This window comes from Anaerocolumna jejuensis DSM 15929, assembly GCF_900142215.1.
In the GTDB taxonomy this organism is placed as follows: Bacteria; Bacillota; Clostridia; order Lachnospirales; family Lachnospiraceae; genus Anaerocolumna; species Anaerocolumna jejuensis.
On sequence record NZ_FRAC01000007.1, the window covers coordinates 364,060 to 381,539 of the forward strand.

21 protein-coding genes are annotated in these 17,480 nt (G+C 43.1%); 19 read left to right on the forward strand and 2 right to left on the reverse strand.

Features of this window, described 5'->3' with window-relative positions; all coding sequences use genetic code 11:
• The first annotated feature begins 10 nt into the window (after positions 1 to 10).
• From leuC to BUB77_RS05115, 5 genes are all read left to right on the forward strand, one after another.
• Positions 11 to 1,276, forward strand: a complete 1,266-nt coding sequence (gene leuC, locus BUB77_RS05095) for a 3-isopropylmalate dehydratase large subunit (RefSeq protein WP_073273537.1) — start codon at positions 11 to 13, stop codon at positions 1,274 to 1,276.
• Positions 1,277 to 1,377: 101 nt separating this feature from the next.
• Positions 1,378 to 1,908, forward strand: coding sequence for a 3-isopropylmalate dehydratase small subunit (gene leuD, locus BUB77_RS05100; protein WP_330392505.1), 531 nt, complete (start codon positions 1,378 to 1,380; stop codon positions 1,906 to 1,908).
• A 416-nt stretch (positions 1,909 to 2,324) separates the two neighbouring features.
• Complete coding sequence (locus tag BUB77_RS05105; RefSeq protein WP_073273540.1) at positions 2,325 to 3,197, forward strand: DegV family protein; 873 nt, start codon at positions 2,325 to 2,327, stop codon at positions 3,195 to 3,197.
• Between the two features lie 95 nt (positions 3,198 to 3,292).
• Positions 3,293 to 4,924 (forward strand): MBL fold metallo-hydrolase RNA specificity domain-containing protein, encoded by a 1,632-nt coding sequence (locus BUB77_RS05110; protein ID WP_073273542.1) that lies wholly within the window; start codon positions 3,293 to 3,295, stop codon positions 4,922 to 4,924.
• 1 nt (position 4,925) lies between these two features.
• Positions 4,926 to 5,114 carry a hypothetical protein gene (locus BUB77_RS05115; protein ID WP_073273545.1) on the forward strand — a complete coding sequence of 63 codons (189 nt, stop codon included), beginning with the start codon at positions 4,926 to 4,928 and terminating at the stop codon, positions 5,112 to 5,114.
• Positions 5,115 to 5,120: 6 nt separating this feature from the next.
• Here the strand turns inward: BUB77_RS05115 and BUB77_RS05120 are convergent, their stop codons facing one another.
• Positions 5,121 to 5,915: a shikimate dehydrogenase family protein gene (locus BUB77_RS05120; protein WP_073273547.1), complete on the reverse strand. Its 795-nt coding sequence runs from the start codon at positions 5,913 to 5,915 to the stop codon at positions 5,121 to 5,123.
• A 430-nt stretch (positions 5,916 to 6,345) separates the two neighbouring features.
• On the opposite strand from BUB77_RS05120, the gene spoIIIAA reads away from it, so the two are divergent.
• The 8 genes from spoIIIAA (at position 6,346) to BUB77_RS05160 (ending at position 11,864) form a co-directional block, all read left to right on the forward strand.
• Positions 6,346 to 7,299 (forward strand): stage III sporulation protein AA, encoded by a 954-nt coding sequence (gene spoIIIAA, locus BUB77_RS05125; protein WP_073273549.1) that lies wholly within the window; start codon positions 6,346 to 6,348, stop codon positions 7,297 to 7,299.
• Positions 7,300 to 7,315: 16 nt separating this feature from the next.
• Positions 7,316 to 7,846, forward strand: a complete 531-nt coding sequence (locus BUB77_RS05130; RefSeq protein ID WP_073273550.1) for a stage III sporulation protein AB — start codon at positions 7,316 to 7,318, stop codon at positions 7,844 to 7,846.
• A gap of 37 nt (positions 7,847 to 7,883) precedes the next feature.
• On the forward strand, positions 7,884 to 8,078 hold the full coding sequence (spoIIIAC, locus tag BUB77_RS05135) for a stage III sporulation protein AC (protein WP_073273552.1): 195 nt from the start codon (positions 7,884 to 7,886) through the stop codon (positions 8,076 to 8,078).
• 15 nt (positions 8,079 to 8,093) lie between these two features.
• Complete coding sequence (locus BUB77_RS05140; protein ID WP_073273554.1) at positions 8,094 to 8,477, forward strand: SpoIIIAC/SpoIIIAD family protein; 384 nt, start codon at positions 8,094 to 8,096, stop codon at positions 8,475 to 8,477.
• Between the two features lie 27 nt (positions 8,478 to 8,504).
• Positions 8,505 to 9,635, forward strand: coding sequence for a stage III sporulation protein AE (locus BUB77_RS05145; protein WP_073273556.1), 1,131 nt, complete (start codon positions 8,505 to 8,507; stop codon positions 9,633 to 9,635).
• A gap of 11 nt (positions 9,636 to 9,646) precedes the next feature.
• A complete protein-coding gene (locus BUB77_RS05150; protein ID WP_073273558.1) occupies positions 9,647 to 10,285 on the forward strand; it encodes a stage III sporulation protein AF in 639 nt (212 codons plus the stop codon).
• Positions 10,286 to 10,427: 142 nt separating this feature from the next.
• Positions 10,428 to 11,024 (forward strand): hypothetical protein, encoded by a 597-nt coding sequence (locus BUB77_RS05155; RefSeq protein WP_073273560.1) that lies wholly within the window; start codon positions 10,428 to 10,430, stop codon positions 11,022 to 11,024.
• A gap of 21 nt (positions 11,025 to 11,045) precedes the next feature.
• Positions 11,046 to 11,864: a SpoIIIAH-like family protein gene (locus BUB77_RS05160; RefSeq protein ID WP_073273562.1), complete on the forward strand. Its 819-nt coding sequence runs from the start codon at positions 11,046 to 11,048 to the stop codon at positions 11,862 to 11,864.
• On the opposite strand, the gene BUB77_RS29790 is transcribed toward BUB77_RS05160, so the two are convergent.
• Complete coding sequence (locus tag BUB77_RS29790) at positions 11,839 to 11,988, reverse strand: hypothetical protein (protein ID WP_170866585.1); 150 nt, start codon at positions 11,986 to 11,988, stop codon at positions 11,839 to 11,841. The genes BUB77_RS05160 and BUB77_RS29790 overlap by 26 nt on opposite strands.
• Positions 11,989 to 12,154: 166 nt before the next feature.
• Here BUB77_RS29790 and BUB77_RS05165 point away from each other — a divergent pair, with 166 nt between their 5' ends.
• From BUB77_RS05165 to dxs, 6 genes are all read left to right on the forward strand, one after another.
• Positions 12,155 to 12,541 carry an Asp23/Gls24 family envelope stress response protein gene (locus tag BUB77_RS05165; protein ID WP_073273564.1) on the forward strand — a complete coding sequence of 129 codons (387 nt, stop codon included), beginning with the start codon at positions 12,155 to 12,157 and terminating at the stop codon, positions 12,539 to 12,541.
• A gap of 99 nt (positions 12,542 to 12,640) precedes the next feature.
• Positions 12,641 to 13,042, forward strand: a complete 402-nt coding sequence (gene nusB / locus BUB77_RS05170) for a transcription antitermination factor NusB (protein WP_073273566.1) — start codon at positions 12,641 to 12,643, stop codon at positions 13,040 to 13,042.
• Positions 13,043 to 13,049: 7 nt separating this feature from the next.
• Positions 13,050 to 14,264, forward strand: a complete 1,215-nt coding sequence (gene xseA / locus BUB77_RS05175; protein ID WP_073273568.1) for an exodeoxyribonuclease VII large subunit — start codon at positions 13,050 to 13,052, stop codon at positions 14,262 to 14,264.
• Positions 14,265 to 14,295: 31 nt separating this feature from the next.
• Entirely contained in the window at positions 14,296 to 14,505 is a 210-nt protein-coding gene (gene xseB / locus BUB77_RS05180; protein ID WP_073273569.1) for an exodeoxyribonuclease VII small subunit, read from the forward strand.
• Between the two features lie 63 nt (positions 14,506 to 14,568).
• Positions 14,569 to 15,468 carry a polyprenyl synthetase family protein gene (locus BUB77_RS05185; protein WP_073273571.1) on the forward strand — a complete coding sequence of 300 codons (900 nt, stop codon included), beginning with the start codon at positions 14,569 to 14,571 and terminating at the stop codon, positions 15,466 to 15,468.
• Between the two features lie 60 nt (positions 15,469 to 15,528).
• Positions 15,529 to 17,436 (forward strand): 1-deoxy-D-xylulose-5-phosphate synthase, encoded by a 1,908-nt coding sequence (dxs, locus tag BUB77_RS05190; protein ID WP_139241109.1) that lies wholly within the window; start codon positions 15,529 to 15,531, stop codon positions 17,434 to 17,436.
• Positions 17,437 to 17,480 lie beyond the last annotated feature (44 nt).

Consider the following 17,480-nt stretch of genomic DNA (forward strand, 5'->3'; position numbering starts at 1 on the left):
GAGGGATATTATGGGAATGACAATGACGCAAAAAATTCTGGCTGCCCACGCAGGGCTTAAGGAAGTGGAAGCCGGCCAATTAATAGAGGCAGATTTGGATATTGTTTTAGGCAATGATATAACGGCACCCGTTGCCATACAGGAAATGGAAAAGATTAAGAAAAAACAGGTTTTTCACAAAGACAAGATTGCTTTGGTGCCGGATCATTTTACCCCCAATAAAGATATAAAATCAGCGCAGAACTGCAAATGCTTACGAGAATTTGCAAAGGAGCATGATATTACCAATTATTTTGAAATCGGTGAAATGGGAATAGAGCATGCCCTGTTACCGGAGAAGGGATTGGTAGTCGCAGGGGAGGCGGTAATCGGTGCAGATTCCCATACCTGTACTTACGGTGCCCTGGGTGCCTTTTCAACAGGGGTCGGAAGCACGGATATGGCCGCCGGAATGGTAACCGGAAAAGCCTGGTTCAAGGTACCGGCAGCCCTGAAGTTTGAGTTAACGGGATGTCCTGGCAAATGGGTCAGCGGTAAAGATATTATACTTCATATAATCGGATTAATCGGCGTGGACGGGGCACTCTACAGATCCATGGAATTTGTGGGAGACGGTATTAAGAACCTTTCCATGGATGACCGCTTTACCATGGCAAATATGGCCATTGAAGCCGGTGCCAAGAACGGAATCTTCCCTGTGGATGAAAAGACAATTGCCTACATGGAGGAACATTCCAAAAAGGAATATAAGGTTTATGAGGCAGATGAGGATGCCGACTATGAGAAAACCTATCCCATCGATTTATCAAAAATACGCCCTACGGTAGCATTTCCCCACCTGCCGGAGAATACAAGAACCATAGATGAAGTCGGGGAAGTTGAAATCCAGCAGGTCATAATCGGTTCCTGTACCAACGGCAGGATTGAGGATTTAAGGGCAGCTGCTAAGGTTCTGGAAGGCAGAAAGGTAAAGAAGGGCATGAGGGTTATTATCTTTCCTGCAACCCAGGACATTTACCTTCAGGCAATGGAGGAAGGGCTTCTTTCTACCTTCATTAAGGCCGGTGCTGCCGTAAGCACTCCGACCTGCGGACCCTGCCTTGGAGGGCATATGGGCATCCTGGCTCAGGGTGAGCGTGCCGTTGCCACCACTAACCGTAATTTCGTCGGAAGAATGGGGCATGTGGAATCGGAAATATACCTGGCAAGCCCTGCGGTGGCCGCTGCCAGTGCCGTAACCGGAAGGATATCCGGCCCGGAAGAACTGGGTTTATAAGCAATATCTCAATCCTTAAAACGAACAGAATAGAATAAATGATTGAATGGGAGCAAGGAAAAGGGTTAGAAACAGCCATGACATTGAAATAAAGCAGGCAGCTGTTCGGGAAAACCTCAAATAATTGCCGCCCGGAAAAGGAGTCGGAAATGAAAGCACAGGGAACAGTGCATAAATACGGTGACAACGTTGATACAGATGTAATTATACCCGCCAGATACTTAAATTCCACCAGTCCTGCGGAACTGGCACAAAAGTGCATGGAAGACATTGACCCGGAATTTGTAAAGAGAGTAAAGAAAGGCGATATCATTGTTGCCAATAAGAATTTTGGCTGTGGCTCCTCCAGAGAGCATGCACCTATAGCCATAAAGGCCTCCGGCATTAGCTGTGTTATTGCAGAAAGCTTTGCCAGAATCTTTTACCGTAATTCTATTAATATAGGACTTCCTATTATTGAATGCAGGGAGGCAGCGGCAGAAATCGAGGCAGGCGATGAAGTGGAGATTGATTTTGACAGCGGCAGGATTTATGACCTTACCAAAAAGACAGAGTATAAAGGTCAGCCCTTTCCGGAATTTATGCAAAAAATCATAAAGGCGGAGGGCCTTATCAACTACATCAACAGTTAATTGACTGGATTTCGCCTATGACAATTCAGCGGATTGCCTATTACTGATATTATCTATAGAAGGAACCATCCCCAATAATACTCACCCTTTGGCTCTGCGCCGGCTGGTATTATTCCGGATGTTTTCCTTTTTGTTTTCCTGGGGTGAGTATTCAGGCAGAGCCTGACTGTGATTCACATAGCTTAAGTGTTCTCCTGACCAATCTCCGGCTCCTTAATAATTGATTTCATGCGTTTACTCTGGAAACAGCCAGCTTGTATTGATATCCAATAAGTGTTAAAATAATACTGTGGAAGTAGATTATGTCGAACTATTTATCAGCTGGAAGAAAATAGAGAGGGAAAGGATGCCAAAAATATTCTTGCAGCACCATTTTGGCAGTATCATGGTAATACTCCTGATACTTGGAAATATAAATGAGGGACTATGTCATTGTCACGGATGGAACAGCGGACCTGACACAGGAAATGATAGAAAAATTAGGAATTATATCCATACCTATGGATTTTGAGGTGGAGGGAAAGACTTATGTTCATTATCCGGATGCAAGGGAGTTATCAGCCCACGATTTTTACGATATGCTGAGACAGGGAAGCAAGTCTGTGACATCCCTGATTAATGCGGAGACTTTTCTGACAGTTTTTGAGCCCCTTGTAAAAGAAGGAAAGGATGTTTTATATATTGCATTTTCCTCTGCTCTAAGCGGAACCTATAATTCTTCTCTGATTGCAAAGGAGGAGCTGGAGGAAAAATATAGCGATGCAAATATCAAATGCATTGATTCCAGGTGTGCATCCGTTGGGGAAGGACTTTTGGTTTATACGGCAGCAGGACTTAAAAACGAAGGCTATACCATAGAAGAGCTTTATGCCTGGCTTGAAAAGAATACATTGCAGTTATGCCATTGGTTTACCGTGGATGACTTGTTCCATTTAAAAAGAGGAGGAAGAGTCAGTGCACTTAGTGCAGGAATCGGTACGGCACTTAACATAAAGCCGGTTCTTCATGTAGACAATGAAGGACGCCTTATTCCAATGGAAAAGGTAAGAGGCAGAAAGAAATCTATTCAGGCTCTTTTTGAACATATGGAGGCTGCTGTTACAAATGCAGAGGACCAGGTAATCTTTATAGGGCACGGTGATGCGGCAGAGGATGCGGAATATCTGGCAGAACTGGTGAAGGAAAAATTCCCTGTAAAGGATATCATTATTAATTACATCGGCCCTGTTATCGGCACCCACTCAGGTCCCGGAACCATTGCATTATTCTTTTTCGGATCCGGAAGATAAAGTTTCGTAGCAATTCAATCACGAAGTTTCATTCCTTTATCCAGCCATGTATGAAGTACTTGGTATAGGGAATGATAGAGAACAGGAGGTTGTTTATGAAATTAATATTTATCGGAGCTGCCCATGAGGTAACAGGCAGCTGCTATTTATTAGAAGCCTGCGGCAAAAACATTTTGATTGACTGCGGCTTGGAGCAGGGACGCGATGTCTTTGTGAATAAGCCTATTCCCATTTCAGACAGGGAAATAGATGCCGTTTTACTCACACATGCCCATATGGACCATGCGGGAAGACTTCCCCTGTTATATAAGGAAGGCTTTAATGGCAATATACATTCTACAGAGGCGACGAAGCAATTATGTGAAATCATGCTTTTGGACAGCGCGCATATCCAGTTGTTTGAAGCAGAATGGAAGAACAGGAAGGGCATCAGAAAGGGTGAACAGCCTGTTGAACCCCTATACACCATGGAGGATGCGAAAGGCACTATAAAAACCTTTGTGGCTCATGAATATGGGGAAAGGACAAGCCTCTTTAACGGAATTGAATTCCGATTTGCAGACAGCGGCCATTTACTGGGTTCTGCCAGTATTGAAGTCTGGATTACAGAAGAAGGAGTAACGAAGAAGCTGGTATTTTCCGGAGATATCGGAAATATCGACCAGCCCCTGATTAACGACCCCCAGTATATAAAGGATGCGGATTATGTCGTAATGGAATCCACCTACGGAACCAGAGACCATGGTGCGGCACCGGATTATGTAAAGGAGCTGACAGAAATCCTGCAGACCACCTTTGACAGAGGAGGAAATGTGGTGATTCCCGCCTTTGCTGTAGGCAGGACCCAGGTTCTGCTCTATTTTATCCGCCAGATAAAGACTGAAAACCTGATCAGAGGCCATAAGGATTTCAAGGTTTATGTGGACAGTCCTCTGGCCAATGAAGCGACGGAAATCTTCACGGAAAATGTACGGGGATATTATGATGCCCAGGCTATGGAGCTGGTGGAGAAAGGGATAAATCCCATACAGTTTCCGGGGCTTATTACGGCCGTTTCGGCGGAAGAGTCCAAGGCCATCAATTTTGACAAGGATGTAAAGGTTATTATATCTGCCAGCGGTATGTGCGATGCGGGCAGAATCAGGCATCACTTAAAGCATAACCTCTGGCGCCAGGAAAGCACCGTTCTGTTCGTAGGGCACCAGTCGGAAGGCACCCTTGGAAAGATTATCATAGACGGAGCGGAGCAGGTCAAGCTCTTTGGTGAAACCATCCAGGTGAATGCGGAAATTAAAAGGCTTAACGGAACCAGCGGCCATGCGGATAAAACTGGACTTCTGAAGTGGATTAATTCCTTTGAGAAGAAGCCGGCCCTGGTGTTTGTGACCCATGGAGAGGAAGAAAGCTGTGAAGCCTTTGCCGGAGTGTTAAAGGAAGAATACGGACTGAACAGCTTTGCCCCTTTCAGCGGTGATTGCTATGATTTAAAGGAAGGTGTCTGGCTTGAGCAGAATCAGGGCATCAGGGTTAAGCGGGGAGAAGAGAGAGCAGAAAGAACAGAAAAAACAGAAAGAACAGAGAAGAAGGCTGCCGCTCCCGTATACGGACGTCTTTTGGATACGGCTAACAGGCTCATGGCCCTTATCCGTCAGAGTGAAAAGAGGTCGGGAAAGGATTTGGCCAGGCTTAATGATATGCTGAATTCTATGATAGATAAATGGAAATAGTGTGAAAATTAAAAAGCAATTTTCACACACAAGATTGGGCCTGCGAAATCCTCAGCCCAATCTTGCGGCGCGTTGGGAAGGCATGGCTGTTAGTGTGAAAATTAAAAAGCAATTTTCACACAAGTGCCTGCGAAATCCTCAGCCCAATCTTGCGGCGCGTTGGGAAGGCATGATTATTAGAGCGAAATAAATTCTTTTAAGCAGTCCCTTTGCCAAGCTCTGTCATCATCTCATTAAAAATATCCTGGATGGCATTGTCTGTAATGGCAGTATCTAAAAATATTTCAACAGCCTGCTTTGCCTGGGCTATCAGCATTTCAAGACCGTTTACGGCAGGAAGGCCAAGACTTTCTGCCTGCAATAGAAGCTTTGTCTTAAGGGGGTTGTAGATAATGTCTACAACTCCCTTTAAGCCTGTATAGGGAGTAAGGTCCATGGGAGTGGCATCTGTGCCGGGGTACATTCCTACCGGGCTTGTATTTATGATATAAGAAACATCCCGGTGGTTTTCTAATGCTTCCTCATAAGTGATACAGCCTGTATCCTTTCTGTACTTAACAATAACAATCTCAGAAGCACCCAGATAGGAAAGCACGGCAAGTACGGCCTTGGCAGCTCCGCCGTTACCAAGGACAAATACTTTCTTATCCCTTACATCCATAGCATGGTACTTAAGTGTATATAAAAATCCATAAAAATCGGTGTTGTAGCCGCATAACCGTCCGCTGCGGTTAACGATGGTATTGACAGCACCAATTTTTTCAGCGTGTTCATCAATCTCGGAAAGATAAGGAATCACGTCACTTTTATAGGGAATGGTAACGTTAATGGCCTTAAAATCCTTCTTTTCCATAAATTCTGCAAATTCATCCCTTGGTACGGGCCTTATCCCATAGCTGTAATCCTTGACGTTATGATAACGCATCAGCTTTTCATGTATGGGCTTTGAGAAGCTGTGCCCTAACTTTTCTCCGATTAATCCATAATCCATATTGACCTCTTTCTAATATTTCTTAAAATTTAACTTCCTTAATTTAAAATTTTCAAAGTATTGATTCGAGTACTATAATTAATCTCAGCTTTCTTTTATGTATATTTGGGGTATAAAAATGCAGCGAAGCGACTTTCACGGAGCTGAGTGTATTTTTATACCCCAAATATACATTCGATAAACATGAGTTCTGACACCTTTTATTAGGATTCTAAAATACTATCTTCAAATATATCCAGTCAAAGCTCTGTGATTTCAGCACTTTTAATTTACATATGCTTCATTATTTATTCATTAGGATAATATATAAAAATCTATTTTGCAAGTTAAAATATCAGGTCATAAATTCAACAGGGGGACATATATTGTTTTAAGGAGGAGGACGAGTACTGAAAAGGTTTTGATTAAACCCCTTCGGGAAGGATGCACAATGAATAAGAAAGAAGAGCTTCTTAAGATCTTTTCCATTAAGCTTAGGAATATACTGGCGAAGGCAGAGCTGGATTATGAACTTTTACAGGAAATCAGGCTTCGGGTGAATGCTCCTTTGCTTATTGTTTATGACAATAAGGAATATTTTCTTACTGAGCAGTCAGAGCTATCAAAGGACTGTGAGAACAGCTACCTGTTAACCAAAAATGAATTAAAGGAAACCATGGAATATATCAGTAATTATTCCCTGTACGCCTTTGAAGAAGAACTAAAGCAGGGGTTTATTACCATAACAGGAGGGCACAGGGTAGGAATCGCCGGAAAAGCGGTGCTGGAAGAGAACAGGATAAAAAGCATCAAGCATATTTCCTTTATCAACATCCGCCTGTCCCATCAGATAACGGGCTGTGGGGAGAAGGTGCTCCCCCTTATTATGGAGAATGGAAACTGCCTTCATACCCTTATTATTTCCCCGCCCTGCTGCGGTAAAACGACACTGCTAAGAGATATTATAAGGCTGATTTCGGACGGCGGAAAAGACAGGGCCGGGCTTACGGTAGGAGTGGTGGATGAAAGGTCCGAAATCGGAGCCTGTTATATGGGGGTGCCTCAAAATGACCTGGGTATCCGTACGGATGTACTGGATTGCTGTCCCAAGGCAAAAGGAATGCTGATGCTGATCCGTGCAATGTCTCCCAGAGTAATTGCAGTGGATGAAGTCGGCTCCAAGGAAGATATCGAGGCAATTGAATATGTTATAAACTGCGGATGCAAGCTGATTGCAACGGTACATGGCAACTCTCTTTTGGATGTTAAGGGGAAACCCTTACTCAAGAAATTAATTGAGGATAAGCTCTTTGAGAGGTATATCCTTTTAAGCAATAAAGGAAGTGTGGGACATCTGGAGGAGATTTATGACAGGGAAGGCAATGGAATTTACAAGATAACGTAAGAAGCGGAGGAAGAAGATGATTATTACCTTTATCAAAATGCTGGGCTGTGTATTGATACTTACCTCCTCGGCAGGAATGGGCATCTATTTCAGCGGAGAATTAAAGGGCAGGATTCAGGATCTGAAGGAGCTGAGAAGAATCGTTACCCTTTTGCGGGGGGATATCCGTTATGCTAATTCACCGCTGCCGGAAGCAGTACAAGCCCTTTCAGTAAGGCATGACGGTAAGTACAAAAAATTCTTGCAAGTAGTTTCGGAAAAATTAAATGAGTTTGGGGGGATTTCCTTTGGAGACATCTGGAAGGAATCCATAAACAAGGGACTCGAGAATACCTCCCTTAGCAAAAAGGACCTTGTGAACCTGTCACAATTTGGTGAGAATATGGGCTACCTGGACAAGGAAATGCAGCTTAATACCATTGATTTATACCTATCGCAGATAGAAGAGGAGATAAAAGACCTGTCTAAGAATGTGAAGGAAAAGACCTATATGTACAACACCCTTGGCATTCTTGGAGGAATCTTTTTAACAATTATTATGCTTTAAGTTAATCTAAGTTTTGACATACACGAAAGGGGATAACATGGACATCAACCTGATATTTAAAATTGCTGCGGTAGGAATCCTGGTCTCGGTTCTAAATCAGATACTAAAGCAATCGGGAAGGGATGAGCAGGCTTTTTTAACCACTCTGGCAGGTCTTATCCTTGTTCTGTTCTGGATTGTACCTTATATCTCGGAATTATTTAAGACCATACAAAACCTGTTTACATTATAGGAAAGGGAGAATGGGATGGTACAGATTGCCTTAGTTGGAATCAGTGTAATACTGCTTGCAATCATTTTTAAAAACTATAAATCGGAATATTCGGTGTACATCAGTCTTGCAGGCTGCATCCTTATTTTCTACTTAGGATTAAGTAAATTAGAGCTGATTATCAGCACCATAAAGAAAATCCAGGCATATATAAACCTAAATGAATCCTATTTAGGCATATTGATAAAAATTATAGGTATAACCTACATAGCGGAATTCTCGGCAGACCTTTGCAAAGATTTTGGACATACTGCCGTGGCAAACCAGATTGAACTGGTGGGAAAACTGACGATACTAGCCACAGGAATGCCTATTTTACTGGCCCTTTTGGATACCATTAATAAATTCCTGACCTCTTAACGGAAAAGCGCAGGAGAAGGGGGACCTATGAAGAAAATATTCCTATCAATGCTGCTGCTGTTGATAGTAACGGTAATACCCGAAGTTAAAGCTTATGCTGCCTCCGGGAATTCGGTGAATGGAGGGGAAGATATCGACTTCAGCCAGATTCAGTCTGTGATAGATGATACCCTCTCGTCAGGCAATAAATTTGATTTTATGGATTATGTAAATGATCTGATAGCAGGCAGGAGAACCTTTTCCATAACCGGTATACTGGATGACTTAAAACAGGTGGTATCAAATGAGGTGAAAAATAATATAAATACCTTTACCGGGCTTATATCAATTGCGGTTATAGCGGCTGTATTTACGAATTTCTCCTATGCCTTTAAGAACATACAGGTGGCGGATACCGGATTTTATGTTGCTTATCTTTTACTGTTTTCCGTTTTGACCGGTTCCTTTATAACAGCCTCCTCCATGGCGGCAGAAACACTTTCCTCCCTACTGGAGCTGATGAAAGCCCTGGTTCCCTCCTACTTTATGGCAGTGGCCTTTTGCAGCGGCGCCGGAACTTCCATGGTGTTCTATCAGGTGACTTTGTTTTTGATAACATTTGCAGATATTCTGCTGATTAAAATAATTATACCTCTTATTAATATCTATCTGGTAATATCCATGGCAAACAATCTATCCAAAGAAGACCTGCTCTCAAAGCTTACTGATCTGCTGGAAACTTTAATGAGCTGGGGACTTAAAACACTGGTAGGCGTTGTAGTGGGCTTTAATGCCGTGCAGGGACTTATAACACCGGTATCGGACAAGATGAAAAAATCATTGGTTTTTAAAGCGGCAGAAGCTATCCCTGGAATCGGTGATATCTTTGGCGGTGTGGCGGAAAGCGTCCTTGGAGCAGGAGTCCTGCTGAAAAATGCCATAGGCGTTGCCGGAGTTGTGGTTATTGTCACCCTCTGTGCCGTGCCGGTGCTCAAGCTGGCAGTCATGACCCTGATTTATAAGGTCAGCAGTGCCGCTGTCCAGCCGATATCGGACAAGCGTATGCTGAAATGTATCTCCGCTTCCGGGGATGCCTGCCTGTTCCTTCTGCAGACCGTCATAGTCGGAGCAGTTCTCTTTATTATTACCATAACCATAGTAGCTGCCACGACTACATAGAAAGGAAGAGTATGCATTATATTTATTCCTGGGTTAAGGACATTGTAATATTTATGGTACTCATCAGTGTGGTAACGAACCTGATGGGGAAGAGCTCCTATAAGAAATACCTCAATCTCATATCGGGTATTATTCTGGTCATCCTTGTGATATCTCCATTTCTTAAGGTGTTTCAGCTGAATAATACATTGGATTATTACTTTACCACCAATTCCCTGGTAGCAGAAGCCGGGGATACCCTTGATATGGAAGAGAAATTCAGCAAAACCGAAGCTAAGCAGCGGGATGCGATTTTTATACAGGTAAAGGAGAAAATAGAAAATAAGGTAAAGGAACTGCTGGAGGGAGAAAATATTGCGGTCAGCAGTGTAAAGGTCACTCTGGATGAAAATGCGGAGAGCGGCAATTACGGCAATTTAACAAAACTTGATATAAAGGGGGTATATGGTGAAAAAAAGGAGAATAAGAAAGAAAAGGAGGCAGTTACAATTGACCAGATCGTAATAGACAATATCAATATCAAAAAAGACAAAGAGGACAAGGAGGTCAGTAAAAACATCCTGTCCCCTGTAGAAATCAATGCAAAAAAAGTTTTGTCGGACTTCTATAATTTAAAGGCTGATAATATAAATATTAGTATACAGGAGTAACACTCCCTTATACTAAGAATGTTTCTTTGGTATAAAGAAGCAGAGAAAATAATAAGATACCAATTAAAATGCACCCAGATGGGAACCACCCTTATGTATGCTTTGTTGCCGGAATATCTGCAATGGGCATGGGAGCCAAAGTATGGAAAAAGAAAAGAAAAAGATCACGTTAAAGGAAATAGGACCTGCAAGGCTTGTAATGCTGCTTATGGCAGGAATATTCCTGGTGTTATTATCAATTCCCAATCTACCGTCCTCTGATAAAAAATCCAAGGAACCTTCCGTTAGCAGTAATAAATTGATGGGCCAGACATCCGGCACTGCAAATGATGAAACAGAGCTTTATGTTACAGACCTTGAGGACCAGTTAAGAACCCTGCTGATGAAGGTGGAGGGAATCGGAACAGTAGAAGTCATGATAACCTTAAAAGGGTCCAAGGAGGTCGTAGTATTAAAGGATAGGCCATATACCAAGGAAAGCGTGAATGAAGTTGACGGGGAGGGCGGAAGCAGGAACAGTAATAAAACAGAACAAAGTGATACCACCGTTATGGTAGAGGGCAGTGATGGCGTTAAAAGACCTTATGCCCTGAAAGAAATCGAACCGGAAGTGGAGGGTATCCTTGTGATAGCCCAGGGCGGTGATAAGGCTGTCATTCAAAGTGAAATAATCGAAGCTGTACAGGTATTATTTGGTGTTCCGCCACATAAAGTTAAAGTAATGAAAATGAAATCATAAAGAATCTTTAAGGAGGCTAGCATGAAAAATTTATTCAGGAAAAATAATATCATTATTGCGGCATTGGCAATCATGATAATAATTGCCGGGTATTTGAATTTTAGCGGTAAACATGACCCTATAAAAACCGGAGATACAAATGACTATAACACCACCGAATCTACAATGGGAGACGATATAACGGACAGCGACATCCTTTCACTGGATGATCAGGGCAATGTATTGCCGGAATCAGCACTGGATTTATCGGACAGCAGCAAGAGCACATCAAAAGATACGGCAAAGGATTCCTCGACAAAAGACACTGCCTCCAATGACAGTTCAAAGGATACGGCAGACAGTAAAGATTCTGCTGACACAGCAAAGAATGACGATGCCAATGTAGCAGACAGTAACAGCGATACTACGAATACAGCAGATTCCAAGGACAACAAGGAAACCAGTACACCTGGTGAAGCAGTTTTGGTAAGCACGACGACCACTTCTGATTTCTTTGAATCCGCAAAGCTGAACAGGGAACAGTGGAGATCTAAATACATAGAGACCTACAACGGTATTATTAATAATGAAAGCCTGTCAGAAGAGAGCAAACAAATTGCAGTAAACGCACTTTTGAAATTAAATAAAGTAAAAGATGCAGAAAATGCCGCAGAAACCTTGTTAAAAGCAAAGGGCTTCAGTGATGCGCTGGTGTTCATGCAGGATAAGAGAGTTGATGTTGTTGTAAACGCTGAGAAATTAACGGAGCAGGATGTTGCGCAGATTATGGATGTCGTAAAAGCCGAAACCGGAAGAAAAGCAAACCAGATTCATATTAACCCGACCATAGCAAACGAATAGAAATATTACGCTTTAAAACCGCAAAGACCGGGAAGGCAGCCCTGTAAAGGCTGCCTTCCTTCTGTTTCTGATAATCACTGAGCCAGAGGGCAGAGCCATTTTCTATCAGTACAGTATGAAACAAAAATACCTGTTAATAATAGAAAAAGCAGTAAATATAGCCGTATTACAGGCCTTAACGGAAAAGATGCATAAAATCATTTGCAAATAGGTATATTTTTGGTATAATAACTGGTATAGGGATTGTTTGTATTTGAGGGCATTTGCCTTAGACTTAGGAGGTAATAAAGTTGGTCAAAGAAGAAAATAGAAACACTTATCAGATACATGCTGACAGCAATGTCGGAGAAGTTCAGATAGCGGATGAAGTAGTTGCCACCATAGCAGCCCTGGCTGCGACCGAGATAGAAGGAGTGGCAGCCATGAGCGGTAACACGACCAGGGAACTGGTAAGCAAGCTTGGCATGAAGGGATATTCCAGAGGAGTAAAGATTGATGTGAGTACGGACTCTGTTGCTGTGGATTTATCACTTACTTTAAACTATGGCTACAGCATTCCGGAGACTTCCAGGCAGGTTCAGGAAAAGGTAAAGACAGCCATTGAAAATATGACCGGATTATCTGTATCAGAAGTAAATGTCAGAATCTCCGATGTGAATATCGATAAGAATAAATAAGCAAAACGAATAGTGTTAATCCTATGCAGCCCTTAGATATATCCTATTTAAGGGTTGTTTATGCGTTAATGTATAAGTACTGAGAAAGGTTGGTTACCGATGAATAGAAGAGAGATAAGGGAGCATTTGTTCCGCATGTTGTTCAGGAAGGATTTTCATAAAGAAGACGAGATGTCGGAGCAGATGAATTTATATCTGGAATCCCTGGAGGAGCCAAAGGAAGAGGACATGGCGTATCTAAGGGAGCGTTCCATGCAAATGCTCTCCAAAATTCCGGAGATTGATGAAATCTTAAGTGAAATCTCCAGCGGCTGGAAGCTGAACCGTATGGGAAAGGTAGACCTTACCATATTAAGACTTGCCGTATATGAAATCAAATTTGACGAGGAAGTACCAACCAAAGTTGCAATTAATGAGGCAGTGGAAATTGCTAAGCTCTTTGGAGGAGACTCTTCGGGAGCCTTTGTAAACGGTGTTCTTGCAAAATTAGCAAAAGAATGAGGTTACTATGAGTAATGTTTATACTGTGACACAGGTCAATACCTATATAAAAAACCTCTTTGTACGGGATTACAACCTTGGGAATATCTATGTAAAGGGGGAAGTATCCAATTGTAAATACCATACCTCTGGACATATATATTTTACCCTAAAGGACATAACCGGACAGATAGCCTGTGTCATGTTTGCCGGGCAGAGAAGCGGGCTTAAATTCACACTGAAAGAAGGCCAGAGCGTAATAGCCCTGGGAGCAGTCAATGTTTATGAGAGGGACGGTAAATACCAGCTCTATGCAAAGGAAATTATTGAAGAAGGCCTGGGCCTTCTTTATCAAAAATACGAGCAATTAAAAGAACAGCTGGAAAAGGAAGGCTTGTTTTCAAGGGAGCATAAGAAGGAGATTCCCGCCTATCCTGTTTCAGTGGGAATTGTCACTGCCAGAACAGGTGCGGCAATTCAGGATATCATCAATATTGCAAAAAGGCGTAACCCTTATGTACAGCTGTATCTGTATCCTGCACAGGTTCAGGGAGAGGGTGCGGCAGAAACCATTGTGGCAGGAATTAAGGCATTGGAAAAAAGAAAGGTCGATACTATAATAGTTGGCCGTGGCGGAGGCTCAATTGAGGATCTTTGGGCTTTTAACGAGGAAATTGTAGCAAGAGCCATTTACCAATGCAGTATACCGGTTATATCTGCGGTAGGACACGAAACGGATGTGACCATTGCGGATTTCGCAGCGGATTTAAGAGCACCGACACCTTCAGCGGCGGCAGAGCTTGCCGTACCCGATGTCCGTGGGGTACTGTATGAAATGGACAAGGCCAGAAATGCCCTGAACCGGAATATGGAAATAAAAGTTTCCCTGTGCCGCAAGGAGATTGAGAGCCTTACCTTAAAGCTGGAGCATTTAAGCCCTATTTACCAGATCAGGCAAAAACGCCAGTTACTTGTGGATCTGGACCAGACACTAAACCAGCTGCTTCATAATAAGATAATAAAAAAGAGGCATATGCTGGAGCTCTACATAGAAAAGCTGGAGGGGCTATCCCCGGTCAAAAAGCTGAATAAGGGCTATGCACTGGTGGCAAATGAACAGGGCAGGATTGTAAACAGTATCAAAAAAACAGCCCCCGGAGAAAAGCTTAGAATCAGTGTAACGGATGGAGATATCCTGGCAGAGGTTACTCAGCTGACGGAGGTTAACAGACCGGAAGGTTAACAAATACAATGTTTTAAGAAAAGAGGCAGATATGAAGGAAAAAGAGAATAATCTGGAACAATCCTTTCTTGAATTAAATGAAATTATAAAAAAACTGGAATCAGAAGACGTTTCTTTGGAGGATTCCTTTTCGTTATATCAGGAAGGAGTAAAGCTGTTAAAGAGCTGCAATGATTCCATAGACAGGGTTGAAAAGCAGCTGATCGTCCTGGGAGAATCCAAGGAAGCTTACAACGAATAGAGACTTATAACTTAAGCTTAAGAGGACAGACATGCGGCTTGCCGGAGAGGATGGAATTCATTTATGGATACGGAAATATTTAACGGATTGCGCAAGAATAAAAAAGAGTATATTGATGAAGTGATCAACGGATATTTGCCTGCCGGTGAGGAACCCCAGAGTAAAATATACGAAGCCATGAATTACAGTGTGCTGGCTGGCGGAAAACGCTTAAGGCCCCTGCTGATGCTTGCTGCCTTTGAAGTATTTGAGGGCAGTGACAGGGATATTCTGGAACCGTTTCTTGCTGCCATTGAGATGATTCATACCTATTCACTGGTACATGATGACCTTCCGGCTATGGATAACGATGAATACAGAAGAGGAAGAAAAACCACCCATACCGTTTACGGAGAAGCTCTTGGCATCCTGGCGGGAGACGCCCTGTTAAATTATGCTTTTGAAATAGCCTGTATGGCTTTCGGGAAAAACAGGCACTGTGATAGAATTTCCGCAAGTATGGCTGTATTGGCGGGAAAATCCGGCATCCATGGCATGCTCGGCGGGCAGGTGGTTGACATGGAAGGCTTTTTGGGAACAGCAGAAAAAAGCCGGCTTGATTATATGTATCAGCTAAAAACGGGAGCCTTGCTGGAAGCATCCCTTATGATAGGTACTATCCTGGCAGGCGGCAGTGAGGAAGATGTATTAAAGATGGAACAGCTGGCCAGGAATGTCGGATTGGCCTTTCAGATACAGGATGATATTCTGGATGTGACCTCGACGGTGGAAATCTTAGGGAAACCTGTTTTAAGTGATGAAAAAAACAATAAGGTAACCTATGTGAAGCTATTGGGTCTGGAGGAAAGCCATCAGGAAGTGTCCAGGCTTACTATAGAGGGCTTGGAGACATTAAGAAGCCTTAACAGGAATTCAGAGTTTCTGGAAGCTCTTTTAACCAGTCTGATCAATCGTAAAAGCTAAAAAGAGCGGTACCTTGGCAGAGAGCTAGAAACGGACAATAAAAGAAATGAAGGTGAATCAGTGGCAGGGATACTTGACCTCATCAATGGGGCAAATGATATAAAAAAGGTAAAACCATCGGATTACAATAAGCTGGCGGAAGAAATCAGGGAGTTTTTAATAGGGAATATCAGCAAGACCGGAGGGCATCTTGCATCGAACCTGGGAACAGTGGAACTTACCATGGCTTTACACCTGTACCTGGATTTTCCGGAGGATAAGCTTGTATGGGATGTGGGGCATCAGGCCTATACCCATAAGCTCCTCACCGGAAGAAAGAAGGAATTTGCAAGCCTTCGTACTTTTGAAGGCTTAAGCGGTTTTCCAAAAAGGAAGGAAAGTGCTTGTGACTCTCTTGATACAGGCCACAGCTCCACTTCTTTATCGGCAGCCATGGGCCTGGTACGGGCCAGGGATTTAAGAGGCGGCGATGAAAAAATAGTGGCAGTAATCGGAGACGGCGCCCTTTCCGGCGGAATGGCCTTTGAGGCATTGAATAATGCTGCCGAATTAAAATCCAATCTGATCATTGTATTAAATGACAATAAAATGTCTATCTCCGAAAATGTGGGAGGGATGGCAAATTATCTCGGAAAGCTCAGAACCGGAGATAAGTATATTAATTTAAAGCAGACCGTTGAAAAAGCACTTAATAATGTACCGGGCATCGGAAAGAAAATTGCTGACAAAATCAGAAAATCAAAGGATTCTCTGAAACGGCTCGTAATACCAGGGATGCTCTTTGAGGACATGGGCTTAACCTATATCGGCCCCATAGACGGACATAATCTAAATGAGCTTTCCATGGCGTTAGCCAGTGCTTCCAAGGCGAAAAAAGCGGTTATTATCCATGCGGTTACAAAAAAAGGCAGAGGATACAGGCCGGCTGAAAAAAATCCCAGCTATTTTCACGGTGTGGATGCCTTTGACGTGAAGACCGGGAAGAACAGCAAGGCAAAGAAGGGAGCCACTTATACGGATATCTTTTCTGAGACAATGCTGGAGCTTGGGGAGAAGCATAACAATCTTGTTGCAATTACAGCAGCCATGCCAAGCGGTACAGGTTTAAATAAATTCAAGCAGAAATACCCCGAGCGCTTCTTTGATGTAGGAATAGCGGAAGAGCATGCGGTAACCTTTGCGGCAGGCCTGGCCTTAGGCGGTATGAAGCCTGTTGTGGCAGTCTATTCGACCTTTTTACAAAGGGCATATGACCAGATAGTCCATGATGTATGCCTTAGCAGCCTTCCGGTAATATTTGCCATAGACCGGGCGGGAATCGTAGGAAATGATGGTGAGACCCATCAGGGAATCTTTGATATCTCTTTCTTATCCCATATTCCTTCCCTCACCGTAATGGCTCCTAAAAATGCCACGGAATTAAAAGAAATGCTCTGTTTTGCTTATACCCATGACGGCCCTGTTGCCATACGCTATCCCAGAGGAAGGGCCTATGAGGGCCTGGCGGAGTACCAGGAGCCTGTTGAATATGGCAGGAGTGAGGTTATTTATCAAAGCAATACGGCCGGAAAGAAAAAAAATGCCCAGAAGAACAGAATCCTCCTGCTTGCAGCCGGCAGCATGGTAGAAACAGGAGCACAGATACATGATATACTGACAGAAGAAGGCAGGGAAGTAACCCTGGTAAATATCCGCTTTTTAAGACCGATGGATACGGAGCTCCTAAAGGAAATGGCAGCAAGCCATGGCATATGGGTGACACTGGAGGAGAACGTTAAAAGAGGCGGTTATGGAGAAGGGGTCGCAGCCTATCTGTTTGAACAAAATCTAAGGGATATAAGACTCCTGAATATTACGCTGCCGGACCAGTTCATTGAGCAGGGCGATGTAAGTGTGTTAAAGGAAAAATTCGGATTTGACCCGTTATCACTTACGGCACATATAAAGGATTTTATCTCTCATTCCTAGAATGTCAGGCAGGATAAGGATTTCAGCAGCCGGGAGGAAAAAGA